The sequence below is a fragment of the Kribbella kalugense genome, from assembly GCF_004365875.1.
In the GTDB taxonomy this organism is placed as follows: Bacteria; Actinomycetota; Actinomycetes; order Propionibacteriales; family Kribbellaceae; genus Kribbella; species Kribbella kalugense.
Window position 1 is genome coordinate 661,795 of the sequence record NZ_SODF01000002.1, and the last position, 15,659, is coordinate 677,453.

At 68.5% G+C, this 15,659-nt stretch carries 14 protein-coding genes; 1 reads left to right on the top strand and 13 read right to left on the bottom strand.

Annotated elements, in window-relative coordinates; genetic code table 11:
• Position 1: 1 nt before the first annotated feature.
• The 11 genes from EV650_RS20785 to EV650_RS20835 all read right to left on the bottom strand — a co-directional run bounded on the left by EV650_RS20785 (position 2) and on the right by EV650_RS20835 (position 9,539).
• Positions 2-814: a carbohydrate ABC transporter permease gene (locus EV650_RS20785; protein WP_134120706.1), complete on the bottom strand. Its 813-nt coding sequence runs from the start codon at positions 812-814 to the stop codon at positions 2-4.
• Entirely contained in the window at positions 811-1,761 is a 951-nt protein-coding gene (locus EV650_RS20790; protein ID WP_238174350.1) for a carbohydrate ABC transporter permease, read from the bottom strand. Before EV650_RS20790 ends, EV650_RS20785 begins: the two co-directional genes overlap by 4 nt.
• Entirely contained in the window at positions 1,758-2,564 is an 807-nt protein-coding gene (locus EV650_RS20795; protein WP_202874790.1) for an inositol monophosphatase family protein, read from the bottom strand. The genes EV650_RS20790 and EV650_RS20795 overlap by 4 nt, the downstream gene beginning before the upstream one ends.
• A gap of 88 nt (positions 2,565-2,652) precedes the next feature.
• On the bottom strand, positions 2,653-3,348 hold the full coding sequence (locus EV650_RS20800; protein ID WP_134120707.1) for an MgtC/SapB family protein: 696 nt from the start codon (positions 3,346-3,348) through the stop codon (positions 2,653-2,655).
• Between the two features lie 20 nt (positions 3,349-3,368).
• Positions 3,369-4,388 (bottom strand): 2-hydroxyacid dehydrogenase, encoded by a 1,020-nt coding sequence (locus EV650_RS20805; protein ID WP_134120708.1) that lies wholly within the window; start codon positions 4,386-4,388, stop codon positions 3,369-3,371.
• Positions 4,385-5,845 (bottom strand): FGGY-family carbohydrate kinase, encoded by a 1,461-nt coding sequence (locus EV650_RS20810; protein ID WP_134120709.1) that lies wholly within the window; start codon positions 5,843-5,845, stop codon positions 4,385-4,387. The genes EV650_RS20805 and EV650_RS20810 overlap by 4 nt, the downstream gene beginning before the upstream one ends.
• Positions 5,846-5,854: 9 nt before the next feature.
• The gene (locus EV650_RS20815; protein WP_134120710.1) at positions 5,855-6,652 is read right to left on the bottom strand and encodes a DeoR/GlpR family DNA-binding transcription regulator; all 798 of its coding nucleotides are present in this window, start codon (positions 6,650-6,652) and stop codon (positions 5,855-5,857) included.
• The gene (locus tag EV650_RS20820; protein WP_134120711.1) at positions 6,649-7,266 is read right to left on the bottom strand and encodes a histidine phosphatase family protein; all 618 of its coding nucleotides are present in this window, start codon (positions 7,264-7,266) and stop codon (positions 6,649-6,651) included. Before EV650_RS20820 ends, EV650_RS20815 begins: the two co-directional genes overlap by 4 nt.
• Positions 7,263-8,612: an FGGY-family carbohydrate kinase gene (locus EV650_RS20825; RefSeq protein WP_134120712.1), complete on the bottom strand. Its 1,350-nt coding sequence runs from the start codon at positions 8,610-8,612 to the stop codon at positions 7,263-7,265. Before EV650_RS20825 ends, EV650_RS20820 begins: the two co-directional genes overlap by 4 nt.
• Positions 8,613-8,750: 138 nt before the next feature.
• The gene (locus tag EV650_RS20830) at positions 8,751-8,984 is read right to left on the bottom strand and encodes a hypothetical protein (RefSeq protein WP_166678207.1); all 234 of its coding nucleotides are present in this window, start codon (positions 8,982-8,984) and stop codon (positions 8,751-8,753) included.
• Positions 8,985-9,311: 327 nt separating this feature from the next.
• Complete coding sequence (locus EV650_RS20835; RefSeq protein ID WP_134120714.1) at positions 9,312-9,539, bottom strand: hypothetical protein; 228 nt, start codon at positions 9,537-9,539, stop codon at positions 9,312-9,314.
• Positions 9,540-9,658: 119 nt separating this feature from the next.
• Here EV650_RS20835 and EV650_RS20840 point away from each other — a divergent pair, with 119 nt between their 5' ends.
• Positions 9,659-11,062, top strand: coding sequence for a glycoside hydrolase family 43 protein (locus EV650_RS20840; protein ID WP_134120715.1), 1,404 nt, complete (start codon positions 9,659-9,661; stop codon positions 11,060-11,062).
• On the opposite strand, the gene EV650_RS20845 is transcribed toward EV650_RS20840, so the two are convergent.
• Both EV650_RS20845 and EV650_RS20850 read right to left on the bottom strand, forming a co-directional pair.
• The gene (locus EV650_RS20845) at positions 11,059-11,856 is read right to left on the bottom strand and encodes a hypothetical protein (RefSeq protein WP_134120716.1); all 798 of its coding nucleotides are present in this window, start codon (positions 11,854-11,856) and stop codon (positions 11,059-11,061) included. The two genes, EV650_RS20840 and EV650_RS20845, sit on opposite strands and share 4 nt — an antisense overlap.
• Before the next feature lie 39 nt (positions 11,857-11,895).
• Complete coding sequence (locus EV650_RS20850; protein ID WP_134120717.1) at positions 11,896-15,657, bottom strand: hypothetical protein; 3,762 nt, start codon at positions 15,655-15,657, stop codon at positions 11,896-11,898.
• Between the last annotated feature and the right edge of the window lie 2 nt (positions 15,658-15,659).

Below are 15,659 nucleotides of genomic sequence, written 5' to 3' on the forward strand. Positions count from 1 at the left end.
CTCATCCCTTCAGAGCTCCCTGGGTGATACCGCCGACGATGTAACGCTGGGCGATCAGGAAGATCAGCAGCATCGGTGCGAGCACCAGCAGCGTGCCGGCCATGATCGTGCCCCAGGCCGCGAGCCCCTCCTCGTCCTTGAGGATCAGCAGCCCGACCGGCAGCGTCCGCATCGAGGCGGTGTTGGTGACGATCAGCGGCCAGACGAAGTTGTTCCACTCCTCGACCGCGGTGATCACCACTACCGTGACCAGCATCGGCTGCGACATCGGCAGTACGACGCGCCACAACGTGCGCAGGTGTCCCGCCCCGTCGACCGCGGCCGCGTCCGTCACCTCGGTCGGCAACGTCAGGAAGTGCTGCCGCATCAGGAACGTCGCGAACGCGGATCCGATGCCGGGGATGATGAGCCCGGCGTAGGTGTTGATCCAGCCGAGTGTTGCCACCGTCAAGTAGTTCGGCAGCAGCGTCACGTGACCCGGCACCATCATTGCCCCGAGCACCAAGAAGAACAGCACCTTCTTGAACGGGAACCGCAAGTAGGCGAAGGCGTACGCCGTCAGCACGGCGTTGATCACTTTCAGCGCCGTACCCACCACCGTGATGATCGTGGAGTTGAGGAAGAACCGGTCGAACGGCGCGGCCTTCCAGGCCAGGCTGAAGTTCTCCCAGGTCAGGTGCGGCCACCAGGCCGGCGGCCACTGGTAGATCTGACTCGGTTCCTTGAACGCCGTGGACACCAACCAGTACAGCGGTCCGAGGAACACGGCCGCCACACCGACCAGTACGACGTACTGAATCGCGCGCGTCTTCATCGGTAGTGCACCCGCCTCTCCATCACCTTGGCCTGCACCGTGGTGACGACCAGCAGGATGACGAACATGATGATCGACAGCGTCGCCGCGCGGCCCGCGTTGAACGCCTGGAAACCCTCGTTGTAGATCGACCAGCTCAGCGTGGTGGTGGCATCACCAGGGCCACCACCGGTCATCACCGCGATCACGTCGAAGGCCTGGAACGTGCCGATCACCGTGGTGATCAGCAGGAAGAAGGTGATCGGGGCGAGCAACGGGAGCTTGATCGCCCGGAACCGGGTCCAGGTCGAAGCCCCGTCGATCGCGGCCGCCTCGTCGAGCTCCTTCGGCAGGCCCTGCAGGCCGGCCAGGTAGATCAGCGCGGCGAAGCCTACGTTCTTCCACAGGTAGACGATGACGAGTCCGGGCAAGGCCCAGTCGGAGTTGTTCATCCAGTCCGGCGGCTCCGCGCCGAACGGCTCGATCAGCGCCCGCATCAGGCCGTATCCCGGGTCGAAGATGAACGCCCAGATGGTCGCAACCGCGGCGCCGGACAGGATGTGCGGCGCGAACGCGATCGTCCGGACCGCGCCGCGGCCCTTCAGCGGCAGGTTGAACAGGAACGCCAGCGCCAGGCCGATGATCAGGCTGCCGACCACGATCAGGCCGGTGAAGACGACCGTGATCCACAGCGTCTTGTGGAACGCCGGGTCGGTCAGGGTACGGCCGTAGTTCGCCAGCCCGATGAACTTCGGCCGGGCGGCGATCATGTTCCAGTCGGTCAGGCTGAGGAACGCGTTGTAGATGATCGGCCAGTACGCGAAGACCGCGATCACCAGCAGGTTCGGCGCAACCAGCAGCGCGAACAGCCCGTACTCGCGCCGGCGCCGGCGTTTCAGCTGATCGTCGCCCGTGGCAACTGTTCGTTCATCCGGATGCGTCCGCGCCGGCAGGTCTACTACCGTCACACCGACCTCCTAGGGGTCGTGAGCAGATCGAGAAGGCCGGCGGCCAGTGCAGGCGCCGCCGCCAAGACGCCGTTCGGGAAGGCGGTCCCGGGTCCGCTGATGATCTCGGCGCCGGCCTCGGCGGCGATCAGGGCTCCGGCGGCGATGTCCCAGGGCTGGATCACGTGCTCGTAGTACGCATCCGCCGTACCGTCGGCGACAGAGCACAGGTCGAGCGCGGCCGACCCACCGCGGCGCACATCCCGTACGGCGGGCAGCACGCGGCGAAGGTGGTCACCTTGCTCCGCACGACGGTCGGCGAGGTACGAGAAGCCGGTGCTCACGAGGGCGCCGGCCAGCTCGACGTCTCGCGGTGGGCCGAGTACAACGTCGTCGCGCCGGGCACCGCCTGCACGGATCGCGGACCAGGTGATGCCGGTCCGAGGCTGGTGAACCACGCCGGCCAGGGCTCCGGCTTCGTCCTGGACCGCGATGGAGACACACCAGTCGAGTCGGCCGTAGAGGTAGTTCACTGTCCCGTCCAGCGGGTCGATCACCCAGGTGAGGCCGGTCTCCGACGGCCGGGCGGCACCCTCTTCACCGAGCAGGCCGTCGCCGGGCCGGGCCGCGATCAGACCGTCCGCGATCACCTTCTCGGAGGCGCGGTCGGCGGCGCTGACCGGGTCGCTGGCGGAGGTCTTGGTTTCGATGCCAATGGCATCGATCGACAGTCCGTGCCGGCGGGCGAGCAGCTCGCCGCCGGCTGCCAGCGCCAGCTGAAGGGCCAGCGCACGGAGGTCATCGGATGACGGGGCGATCAGCACGTCGGTGAAATTATCACCGTTTTTTGGTGTCGTACAGATGAACAATGTGATTTTCTCACCAAAATCACATCGCCAAGCGCAAGCCCGGTCAATCGTCGTCGTCGTTGCGCAGCCGGACCCCGGTGACGCCGTCGAGCTCGCCGAGCGCGATCACCAGGTTCTGCAGCGGCAGCCGGCCGCTGAACCGCATCGCGGCGCGGACCTGCGGCCGATCACCGTCACGATGCACCTCGGTGCCGAGCACCGACGCCTCGAACCCCATCGACGTCGCGGTCGACAGGATCGACCGCAGTACGCCGTTCCCGTCGTCGTACCGCACCGTGACGATGCGGCGGCGGTCCGGCGACGGCAGGAATCGGCCGAGCCGGGCGAACGGGCCGACCGCGACCAGATGCAGCACCGTCGCGGCGACCGCCAACACCGGCATCCCGGCTCCGCACGCCATCCCGATCGCGGCGGTCATCCAGATGGTCGCGGCGGTCGTCAGCCCGCGGACCGCGTCCCGGCGCATGAAGATCACCCCGGCGCCGAGGAAGCCCACTCCGGAGACGATCTGGGCCGCGATCCGGGACGGGTCGAGGTTGACGTCGGTCCCGAGGACGGAGCTGAAGCCGAATCCCGAGACCAACGTGAACAAGGCGGCACCCGTGCCGACAAGGGTATGCGTCCGCATCCCGGCGCTCTTCTGCCGCACCTGCCGCTCGATGCCGATGACCATCGACAGCACGAACGCGATCAGCAGCAGCAGAAGCTCGGTCCAGGTACTCGATGTTGCCAGCTTCATAATCCCAATCCTGTGCCCGACTACGCGGACACCACTCCCACCGGGTCCTTCCCGGCCAGGAACGCCGCCACCGCCTCCGCCGCGATCGATGCGGCGCGATGTGCGGTTTGGCGGGTCGCGCCGGCCAGGTGCGGGGTCATCACGATGTTCGGTGCCGTCAGCAACCGCGACCCCGCCGGCAGCGGCTCGGACGGGAACACGTCGAACGCCGCCGCGCCCAGCTGACCCGACTCCAACGCGTCAACCGTCGCATCGTAGTCGAGCAATCCACCACGCGCGGTGTTCACGAGTACGGCGCCTCGCGGCATCGACGCGATCTGCTCCGCACCGATCATCCCGCGGGTCTCGTCGGTCAGCCGGGCATGCAGAGTCACCACGTCGGACCGTCGCAGCAACTCGTCCAGCTCGACGAGCTCAATGCCTGAAGGAGCCTGATCGACAAACGGATCGGCGACCAGGACGTGCGCACCGAAGGCCAGCATCACTCGTGCGACCCGTTGCCCGATCGCGCCGTACCCAATCAGTCCGACTGTGGATCCGTCGAGCTCGACCCCGCATTCGTCGTACGCATAGAGGTCGGATCGCCACTCGCCCTGCTCCAGCGTCCGTTGCAATCGCGGAATGTTGCGCAAGGCACCCATCATCAACGCGACCGCGTGCTCCGCAGCAGCGACCGCGTTCCGTCCAGGTGTCGAGGCGACCTGGATCCCACGTTTGGTTGCCGCAGGCACATTCACGTTCACCGGACCGCCTCGGCACACGACCAGGTAGCGCAGGTCGGGCGCGGTCTTCAGCACCCGCTCGGTGAACGGACCCATCTGCGTGACCGCGAGCTCGACCCCGGCCAACGCCTCGATCAGCTGGTCCTCCACGTCGCTGGCCTCGTCCACCTCGGCAACGCGTCCGTACGGCGTCAACGGCCAGGGCAGCGTCACCTCACGAAAGTCGAAGTCCACATCCGGGATCGCCGTGAGGGCAGCGGCGAGCAGCTGGTTGCGAACGAAATGGTCGCCAGCAAGCAGGGTCTTGACGGTTCTCATCGATCTCCCGGGAAGGTAGGTGCTGGGTCGGCCCAGCGTGGGCGGGCTGCCTCGATCCGGCGCAGGTAGTGGGCGTATCCCTCGGCGTAGAACGCGGCGCGCTCCGGGTCCGGGTCGACCTGGCGGGTCTCGGCGATCCACTGCGGGCCGGCGCTGTCCGGGTCGACGGCACGCCGCGCGCAGATCACCGCACCGCGCGCGGCGACCTGTTCGGCCTCGGCCGTGTGCAATGGCGCGTTCAGTACGTCGGCCAGGATCTGAGTCCACTCGCTACTCCGGGCGCCGCCGCCGCAGACCGTCACTCGACCGGTCCACCCGGCTGCGTCGAGGCAGTGGCGAGCGGCGTATGCGATCCCTTCGCAGGTCGCGCGGACCAGGTCGGCCGTGGTCGTGGACAGCGAGATGCCATCGATCGTGCCGCGGGCGCGGGTGTCGACGAACGGAGCACGTTCACCGGCCTCCGACAGATACGGCAGGACTGTCACGCCGGAAGCGCCGGGTGGACTATCCGCGAGCAGCGACGGGAGGCGATCGGTATCGGCACCGACGAGTGCGAGCACGCGGTCGAGAGCCGCCGTACCAACCATCGCGGGCATCGCGCGCAGCCAGACGCCAGGCGTCCACGTACCGAGGAACAGACCGGCGGGCTCGCCGTCGACAGGTAAGTCCCGGGTGATGACCTGGCAGGCCAACGTTGTACCGACAGTCAACAAAGCGTCTCCGGGCTCGGTCACACCGGCGCCGGCGGCTGCGGCGGGGAGGTCGTACGGTCCGGACGACACCCTGGTGCCGCGAGCCATGCCGGTCGAGTCGTCCCGCAGTTCGCCGACCGGACCGGCAGGGGCAACCGGCGCGAGGAGATGCCGCAGCTCAGTCAGACCGGTCGCCTGCAGCGCCTCGTCGTCGTACCCACCAGTCCTGGGATCGAGGAACGGCGCCGACGCATCGGAGACATCCGTTGCCCGCACCCCGGTCAGCGCCTGCATCACGACGTCCTTGCAGTACGCCGCTGTGCCGGCGCGCGCGATCACGTCGGGCTCTTCCGCGAGTACGGCGGCCAGCAGCGGACCCGAAGCACCCGGGAACATCCGGTTGCCGGATCGCCGGAACACCTTTTCCGCAACGCCGTCCGCGGTCCAGCGCTCGAGGATCGCACTGCTTCGCGCATCCAACCAGGAGATCGCCGGGCGTACCGGCGTACCGTCGGCATCGACGAGCCAGAGGCCGTCACCTTGGGCAGTGATAGCCAGGACGCCGGGCCGGTCCCCCACCGTGGCTGACAGCTCCTTGACCACTTCGTTGACCGAGGCAACGATCTCGGCGGTCTCGTGCTCGAACCGCCCGATCCCGGACCGGACCAGCCGGGTCGGCCGGGATGCCTCGGCCACCGGACGACCGGCGTCGTCGAACGCGACGGCCTTGGTCACGGTGGTGCCGACGTCGACTCCGACGTCCATATACCCCTCCTAGAGTTTGGCGACCTCCACCGTTGCGCCGTGCTCGCGCAGCGGTCGGATCAGGTCGTCAGGGGTCTTCTCGTCCACGATCACCACGTCGAAGTCGGTGAGCGGGGCGAGTCGGTGCAGGGCGGTGCGCTGCAGCTTGGCGTGGTCGACCAGCAGCACCTTGGTCTTCGCCGACCGCAGCATGGCCCGCTTGACCAGGACGATCTCCTCTTCCTGGTGGAAGGCGTGCGTCGGCGACACCGCCGAGACCGAGCAGAACAGCAGGTCGGTGTGCAGCGCCTCGACGGCCTCCGCGCACGGCATCCCGCCGAACGAGTCGTGGGTCGCCGAGTAGATCCCGCCGAGTGCCAGCAGCGTGATGTCGCGGAGCTGGGCCAGCCGGGTGATCGCGGGCAGGAAGTTCGTTGCCACGGTCAACGGAGTGATGTCTTCGAACAGGTCGACCAGGGACAGCGCGCTGGTCGAGTCGTCGAGCATCACCGACATCCCGGGCTCGATCATCGCCCGCGCATGCCGGGCGATCGCGGCCTTCTCCGCGTGGGCGGTGTTCAGCCGGTACGCCACGTTGCTCTCGAACACGCTGGTCGGCTGTGCGCTCACGCCACCGCGGTACTTGCGGACCACGCCCTGCCGCTCGAGCTCGTCCAGGTCGCGGTGCACCGTCATCACGCTCACCCCGAACGCCTCGACCAGGTCGTTGGCCGAGACCGAGCCGTTCTTCACGACGTACGCCGCGATCTCGGCCTGCCGGCGCGCGGGACGGCTCAGCTCGGCGGTGTCGTCGACATCCGATGTCATGCCTGGGTCTCCAAACGTAGTGCGGGAACGTTGTACGCCTCGAGACCCACTGTGCCGTCCTGCCACCGGAAACGCACCAGCGCCGCGGGACCGAGCGCAGGTAGCAGTCTGCGGTAGTCGTTCAGTCGCAGACCGAGCACCCTGCACACGAGCAACCGGATGAGCGTGTTGTGCGCGACGGCGAGGACCTTCTCGCCCTCGTGCCGCCGCCCGATCTCCTGGAACACCTCGTACACCCGATCGGCCGCCGCGACCGGATCCTCGCCACCCGGGAAGTGGTCCCGCACCGGGTCGAGCTGGAACGCCTTCGCCACCGCGGGCGGCAGTTCGCTGAGCATCTTCCCCTCGGCCGAGCCGAAATCGACCTCACGCAGCCGAGCGTCGAGGGTCGGTGTCAGACCGAGCGCCTCCGCGGTCGGCGTGACGGTCTGGCGGGCGCGCAACATCGGCGACGCCCAGAGCGCGTCCGGCGCGTAGTCCGTGGCCCATTCCTTCAATTGCTCAGCCTGCCGTACGCCGACCTCGTCGATCGGGAGGTCCGTCGAACCGGTGTACCGGTTGCCGTGATGCCATTCGGTCCGGCCGTGGCGGGCCAGCACGATCGTCGTTCTCATCCTCTGTACCCCCGACGGTCGAGCTCCGCGACAAACTCGCCGTACAACTCGTCGAGTCGAGATCCGCGCGGCTCGAGGACGCGGTCCACGCGGACCATCCGTCGCGCGGTGCCGGTGAGGTCCGTCCCGCCAGACGCAGCCAGGATCGCCATGCCGTACGCCGGATCCGGTACGGCGGGAAGCTCTACGGGTACGCCGAGGACGTCCGCGCGGATCTGGTTCCAATAGCCGCTCCGGGTGGCGCCGCCGGTCAGCGAGACCGAGCGGACCGGGTCCGCGCCGAGAGTTTGCAGGTGGTCGAAGGCAAGTCGCTCGATGAAGGCGACGCCTTGCAGGACAGCGGCGTACACGTGCAGGTCGTCGGGGGTGCTGCCGAGGGTGAAGCGTTCGGCTTGGGGTGCAACGAAGGGGAATCGTTCGCCGGTCTTCGTCAGTGGGTAAGTGACCGCGTCGATCGGGCCGGCGGCGCGGTCGAGGGCGTCGAGGTCGGCTCCGGGGAGGAGTTCGGTGAGTACGCCGGCGCCGGTGCTGGACGCGCCGCCGGGGAGCCAGCCGCCGTCCGGGTGGCGGTGGCTGTAGACGGCGCCAGTCGGGTCGGTGAGGAGGTCGTTGCTGACGCCTTTGAGGACGAGCGTCGTACCGAGGACCGAGTTCCAGGCGCCGGGAGTGAGGGCGCCGGCGGCGATCTGGGCGGCGCAGCCGTCGGTCATGCCTGCGTGGACGGGTACGCCGGCGGGGGTGCGGCCGAGCTCGGTGCCGGGGCGGACGACCTCGGGGAACGCGGACAGCGGCAGGCCGAGTTTGTCGAAGGCAGCGGTCGGCCAGGCGTCGGCGATCAGGTCGTAGCCGGTCTTGAGGGCGTGGCTGGTGTCGGTGGCGACCGGGTGGCCGACGAGGTGGGCCGCGACGAAGTCGGCGCTGTGGACGACGCGGCGATCGGTCAGGTCGTGACCGTCCGCGACGAGATCGAGGATCTTGGGCAGCGCCCAGGTGGGTTGCATGCTCGTGGCCCAGCGATCCGGGTCCGCGTCCACGATGTGGTCGCGACGGGCGGCTGCGCGGGCGTCGTCGTACATCAGGGCGGGAGTGACGGGCCGGCCGGCGCGGTCGGTCAGGAGGAAGGTGCCGGAGGTGGAGCAGATCGCGATGCCGTCGAGCTCGGTGGCGGCGACCTCGGCCAGGACCTCGTCGACGGCGGCGAGCCAGGTCTGCGGATCCTGCTCGTGCCGGACGCCGTTGCGATGGCTGGTCAGTGGGCGCGTTGCCCGTGCCAGCACGCTCCCCTTGGCATCGGCCAGCACGGCGCGCACACTTTGCGTGCCGAGATCGACACCGATCCAGCCCACGAAACGCCTCCCGAGTGACTGTTATCTAGGTTGATAACATAACACCAGAAGACGGTAAGACAGCGCCAGCGTTGTGGCCGAACGCGGACACAACACGGCTCCCGCAGCCGATGGGCGTGCGGGAGCCGGAGTGGACGATCAGGAGTGCATCAGCAGCAGGGCCGGGTCGGCGGTGGCCAGCTCGAGCCGGCCGGCGTCGACCGCGCCGTACGCCCCGATCGGGCCGATGCTGCGGCGGCCGCTGCGGTTGGTCCAGAAGCCCCAGCCGGCCGGTGCGTCGGGCCAGGTCGGGTCAGGCTCCCAGCCGACCGGCGGGCGCCAGGTTGCACTGGGCGGCTCGGGCCAGTCGGGTGGCGGGTTGAACAGGTGCACGAGCGGTACCTCCGGATTCCCCAGCGATCCGCTGAGCGCGAACTGCCTGACTGAACAACGATCTGGCGCGCCGGGCGTTACGGATAAATCTTCGTAAAGTTTCATCCTGCGCACGGCTATCTCACCACCAGAACAGCGTCCCGGCAACCGTTCTCTCACCAACCGGACTGCATGTGCATCCGCACCCGCATTAGTTGCCTCGTCCACAACCAGACCGCAGTTGTCCACAGCAACCACCGAGATACCCACAGCCCGATCCCGTTATCCACAAGCGATTACTCGCCGTACAGGCGCGCGTGGGCTCGGTGATGGTTGGTGAGGGAGCCGTCAGGCTGCTTTCGTGCGGGTCTCGCTGATCCGGCCCGGGTCGGCGCCGGCGGCGATCCGCTGGTCGAACGCGGCGAGCTGGCTGCAGGCGAGGGCGATCGCCTCGGCCTGCGTACGGCAGCCGTCGGCGTACCAGTAGGGATCGTCCGGCTGACGATCATCCGCGTCGTCGATGTCGGCGTACCAGCAGTCGTGCCGGTAATGCACAACCCGAACCTTGAGCTTCATGCGCGGTACGACGCCCGCTGGACTGCTCCGGTTCCTGGCCGGAGGGTTTACAACGATGGCAAAGGGCCGGTACAACGTTGTATGAGACCGGTCCGCCCCCAGGTTTCGAGAGGTGTGTCATGAGATTCCTCCGCCTTGTCCTGAGCACAGTCCTGCTCGCCGGCGTACTGACACCGCCCGCTCGAGCTGCCGAACGTCAGGAGAACGCGGTGACGTCGCAGACCTTCCGGAATCCGGTGAACCCGTCGGCGGATCCGTCGTTGATGTTCTACGGCGGGAAGTACTACGTCGCGACGACTCGGGGCGATCGGATCGGGATCTGGTCGTCACCGAGTCTGGCGACGTTGTTGGTGCAGCCCGAGCAGGTGGTGTGGCGGGACTCGGATCCGAGCCGCAACACGCAGATGTGGGCGCCGGCGTTCCGGCACGTCGGGGGCCGTTGGTACATCTACTACACGGCGTCGGACGGCGTCGACGCCAATCACCGGATGTATGTCCTCGAGTCGGCCGGCGACGACCCGCTCGGGCCGTACAGCTTCAAGGCGAAGATCGCGGACTTCGGTGAGTACGCGATCGACGGCGAGCCGATCACCGTCAACGGCCAGCAGTACTTCGTCTGGACCGGCCCCGGCCGCGGTCAAGGCGGTCCGGCGCAGCTGTACATCGTCCGGATGAGCAACCCGTGGACCGCCACTGGCGACCGCGTCGCGATCCCGGCCGACGGCGGCTGCTCGGAGGTCCGCGAGGGGCCGACGCCGCTGTACGGCGCAACGCGTACCTTCCTCACCTACTCGACCTGCGACACCGGCAAGCCGGACTACCAACTGTGGATGACGAGCATCGCGAACGGCGCCGATCCGATGGTCGCGTCGAACTGGGTGCAGACCGCCGGCCCGATCTTCTCCCGCAACGACGAGACCGGCGTCTGGGGTCCCGGGCACCACTCGTTCTTCAAGTCCCCCGACGGCACCGAGGACTGGATCGCGTACCACGGCAAGAACACCAGCACCTACACGTACGACTTCCGTACGACGCGAGTCCAGAAGATCACCTGGAACGCCGACGGCACGCCGAACCTGGGCCGTCCACTCGCGGCCGGCGCGACCCAAGACCTGCCGTCCGGCGACCCGGGCTCCTCGAACTACTGGATCAACGACACCGACACCACAGTCGAGTACGCCGGGAACTGGAGCTCGGGATCCGGTTGCGGCAACCAGTGCTTCTGGGGCAACGACCACTGGAGCGGCGAGACCAACGCCACCGCCACGATCCAGTTCACCGGCACCCGCGCCGCCCTGCTCAGCGTGGCCGACACCGGCAACGGGATCGCCGCCATCTCCGTCGACGGCGGTCCCGAGCAGCGGATCGACTACTACAGCTCGATCCGCGTCGGCGAGCAGCTGATGTACATCAGCCCCACCCTCGCCGCCGGCGCCCACACCCTGAAGGTGCGAGTCACCGGCGACAAGAACCCAGCCTCAGGCGGCACGGTCATCAGCCTCGACCGCATCGAGGTCTACTAGACGAACGTCTTGACGATGGTCTTGCCGTTGATCAGGAGGAAGTGGCCGTCGTCGCGGATTTGTACGACGGTGCCGGCGCGGCGGCTGTCGTAACCCCACGTCTCGTCGCCGCCCTGGTTGAGGGTGCCGAACCGGCCACTGCTGTCGATCCAGGCCGTGGACCCGGGGTACTGCGTCTTGCCGGTGCTCCACAGCACGGTCTTGCCGTTCTTCAGGAAGACCAGGTTGCCGTTCGTCAGCAACTGCAGCGTGTAGACCCGGTTGACGGAGTACATGGTGACGTCGCGTCCGGTGGTGCCCTCCGGGGCACGCAGCAGCGCGTTGGGCATCAGCGTCCCGATCACCATGTGCCGGTTCCAGACCGCTTTGCCGCGGGTGTTGTAGATTCCGAGCAGTCCGGTGTTCGGCAGCACCAGCTTCGCCTGCGCACTGGCCACGCCCATCGACCAGATCGCCGTCCGGCCGTAGATGATCCGCATCACGCCGTCCGTGCCCATGACGAGCACAGATCCCGGCCGGAACGTGTGGGAGATCCACAGCGGCTCCACCACGCCACGCTGCAGCAGCGTCACGTTTCCGTTCCGCTGCATCGTCAGCGTGAACACGCCACTCGCCGACTTGATCGACTGCAACGCCAGCAACTTCTGCCCGGGCAGCAGCGTGTCCTTCACCGCCGCAGCCTTGGTGACCGACGCCGTGGATGTGGTGGCGGCCCCGGCCGGCGAACTCCCCAGGATCGCGGCCCCGGCAACGGCCAAAGCCCCGGCGACAGCAGCCCAACGTCTTGTGATCACGCAGATCTCCCCCTCTGTTCCTGATAGGACAGCGAGAATCTACCGTCGGTCGAGTCCACTACTCGCAATCAGCAGCTGCACCGGGCCGAGGAGCCCAGAGACCTTCTGGCCCGGGAAGACGAAGTGGGTCGGGCTGACAGCGTCGAGGTACGGCGCAGCCGTGTTGAAGACCTCGATCGTGAGGTCATGTCGCCCCGGCGAGACCCCGGTCAGCTCGTAGCTGTACGGCGAGCAGACGCGCACGCCGATCGACCTGCCGTCGACGAAGACCTCGGCGGTACCGCGGACCCGGCCCAGATCCAGGCGGACTGCCTCCGCTTCCGGGACGACGATCGTGCGGGAGTAGCGCACCCCGCCGCTGTAGGCACCCAGGCCCTGGTCCTCCCAGTTTCCCGGCTCGAGTCGGCCCGGACCGACGGTCGCGCGGATGGGGCCACCGAGTACCGCACCGGCTTCGTGTCCCGCTGAGCTCTGCACGATGAGGCAGGCTTCGCGAGCACCGGCCGGGACATCAGCCACCAGCCGGCCGGCTCCGCTCGCCACGCGGGTCCCGTCGACGACGAGAGCGCCCTCGCACTTCAGCTCCAGGTCGAGCTGGACAGTCCCAGGCGGCAGGTCGAAGCGCAGGTGCTCGGTCCGCTCCTGCTCTGCTCGCGGTACGGCGAAGGTGATCGGCTCGACGAAACCGTCGAAGGACGTGGCGTCCAGCCACGCGGCCGGTGGCAGCGGGTGCGGCCGACGGGTCAGGTACAGGTCGGCGTGCGAGCGATGTTGCCGCCGCTCCCGAACCGTGGCCACCGTTCGTCCGCCCACCGAGGCCTGCCAGTCGTGGTCGGAGATGACCACCCCGTCGACCAGGATCGGCTCGGCCCCGGCGACCTCGATCGTGACCGTGTTCTCCACACCCGGCCGGAGCGCGGCAGCTGCGTCGTACCGCCGTACCCGCGGTGTTGTCCGTTCGTACGGCAGGAAGCCGCCCTGGCGCCCGACCTCCTGGCCGTTCACCAGCACCCGCGCCAAACCCCACGCGGTCAGCGTGAGCTCCGTCTGCTCCGCCGGTACGACGGTCGTGCTGAACTGGATCGCGGTCCCGGGAACCGGAAGCTCGGCGGCCGCGATCCACTCCGGCCGGCGGTACGCCGCCAGGTCGTGGACGAACGCGAGACTCGCGCGGAGTGGAAGCTCCGTCGCCGGAGTCAGCCGCAGCTCGAGCTGGTGCCGCCCAGCCGTGAGTACGGCCGGCGCCGACCCGAACTGGCCGCCGTCGTCCGTGACCGGCAGCACCTGCCCGTCGATCACGAGTTCCTTTGCGGCGGGAGCAGCGACCACAGCCGTCGCCGCGAGATCCGCGGGCAGCTCGAACTCCGCTGTGAACACCACTGTGCGGCCCGGACCGACCACTCCGAAGTCGAGGAACTCCTCGGGCACATGGCCTTTGGGACCGAGCGCGTGGCGATGGATGTGGTCCTTGCGGATCCCGAGCCTCTCGGAGTACTCGATCGGCGTACCGTCGATCAGGCCGTGCGGTCCGAACGTCGCGTGCGCCGGTCTCCACTCCGTCTCGCCCTCGAGGCGATGCGCGAGGGCCCACACCTCGACCGTCTCGGCGGACGGGCCGGACGCCGGCCAGGCGAAGTCTCCCCAGGTGTTGTCGAGCGTCGGGACCAGCTGTGTGTCCCAATCCCCTGCGAGCGGCTCGGCGGACCACTCCACCGGCTCACCCACCTCGGCCTCTTGGTTGCCGGAGGCAAATACCACCAGGCCGGCCGGTCCCTGGGTGAACGGTACGACGACCTCCGTGACACCCGGCGCGACCGACCGATGCGTGAGCGGCCGCGACGATCCGTCGAACGGGTCCACGAGTACCGGTGGGCCGGGCACGTCCCGGACGCGCAGCGTCGTCTCCCGCAGGTAGCGCCCAGGGTCGAACGAATAGCCGACGTCGGCCCACTCGTGGCTGATGCCACGACCGACCGGCTCGCCGTCGATCTGGGTGGCGGACCATTCGGAGGCTGCGACGAAAACGACCAGCGCGTCATCGACCTGGCGAGTGAGGACCGGCAGCTCCGACTCGACCCGCCGCGACAGTCGTGCCAGCGCGGCGGGCACCTCCGCGGCCGTACTCACCAGAACGGCCTGACCCTCCAGTCCCGGCGGAACGACCTCCACCGCGACCAGCAGGCCGCCCGCGGCGACGAACTCCTGCAGCCGCTCGGTCACGGCGTCCTCGAGCACGGTTGCCGCAGGCAACACGACGGCCGCGTAGGACTCGGCGGCGACGGACAGCCTCGCACCGTTCGGCTCTGCACCGGCCAGTGAGTCGTCGTCGATGACGTCCGCGTCGATGCGGGCACGATCGAGCACGCCGAGCACCGGCGCGAACCAGGTCGCGTCACCGACCAGTTCGCGGTACACCTGCTGGGCTCGCACGGCGGACGGCCCCGGACCGTCGAGACCCAGGTCCGCCTGCGCCGTCGCGTTCGGGAACAGTACGGCGACATCGCACAGGTGACGTCCGAGCGACAGGGCGGCGCACAACCGCGACACCGCGTCCGCGAACACCTTGTGATGCCGCCAGTACGGCTGCCGCCAGTCCGTCGACGGCGGCGCCCACTCCCACCACCCAGCGCGGGTCGTGTAGTAGACCGCGTGCGGGTTGTAGAGCGTCGCCCCGGTCCGCAACCACGGCAGCAACCAGTCGAACGTCTCCTCCAGCGTGCCGCCCCAACCAGTGGAATGGAACGCCTCGATCCAGGTCCGCGGCCGTTCGTACAGGTGTGCCAGCGAGGAGTGGATCCGTGCGTCACCGTGGTGATCCGAGCCCGGCGCACTGAACCAGCGGTGCGTTCGCGGGTAATCGGCGTACAACTGGACGCCTTCTACCGGACGCCCCGCCCGGGCCGGGTCTTGCTGGTCGCAGCCGACGATCAACCCGTGCTTGTCGTGCCACTCGTGCAACGGCCGGAAGAACGCGTCCTCGGCCAAGGCGGACCGCAGCGCGTGATAGTCCCGCCGCACCTGATCCCCACCTGGTACGCCGAGATCCCACAGCGCCTCGAGCCGGTCCCGCAGGTCGTAGCCGTACCGGGCCTGGAAGCGGTCGGCGAAGTCTGCGGACCAGGTCGGCACCGACGGCAGTTCGTCCTGGAACGATCCGACGACCACGGTGCCGAGCCGATCTCCGAGGCGACGCTCGAACTGACCGTGGACCCGATCGAGTAACGCCGCGCACGCCGCCGGACTGAGGTAGTCGAACCCGTGGTCGGTCTCGTAGAACAGTGACAACCGCGATTCGACCGCGGCTTCGCAGGTGGCGCCGGCTGCATCAAGAGTGACCGCGACCGACGGCTCCGACGTCGCCGAGACCACGCGACCGCCCGCCGGGCACTCCAGTTCCAGGTGACCGGTCCCGGTCACTGTGAGCCGGTGCAACCGACGGCCGGCGTACGCCGGTTGCCGGGCCACCAGCCGCGCCTGGATGTCGGCGCCCGAGAACCCGAGCTGGTCGTAGAACCACAGCGTCATCCCGAGCTCGGCCGCGTCGTCGCACACGCCGAGGAAGATCTCCCACCAGCGCTCGGAGAAGAACGGCGGATCGTCGGCGTCGCAGCCGTGGTCCGTACCCGCGGGTGCGAGGTTGAGGACGACGAGCTGGTACACGCCACCCGCGGCGAACCGCTCGAGCTGCCAGCGCAGCCGCGCGGGATCGAGCGGCTCACCGCTCCACCACCAGATCGGGGCAGGTGAGAAGGACCTGGGCGGATCGGTCAGCACCGCCGCCAGGCGCTCGGGGAGAGCCACTG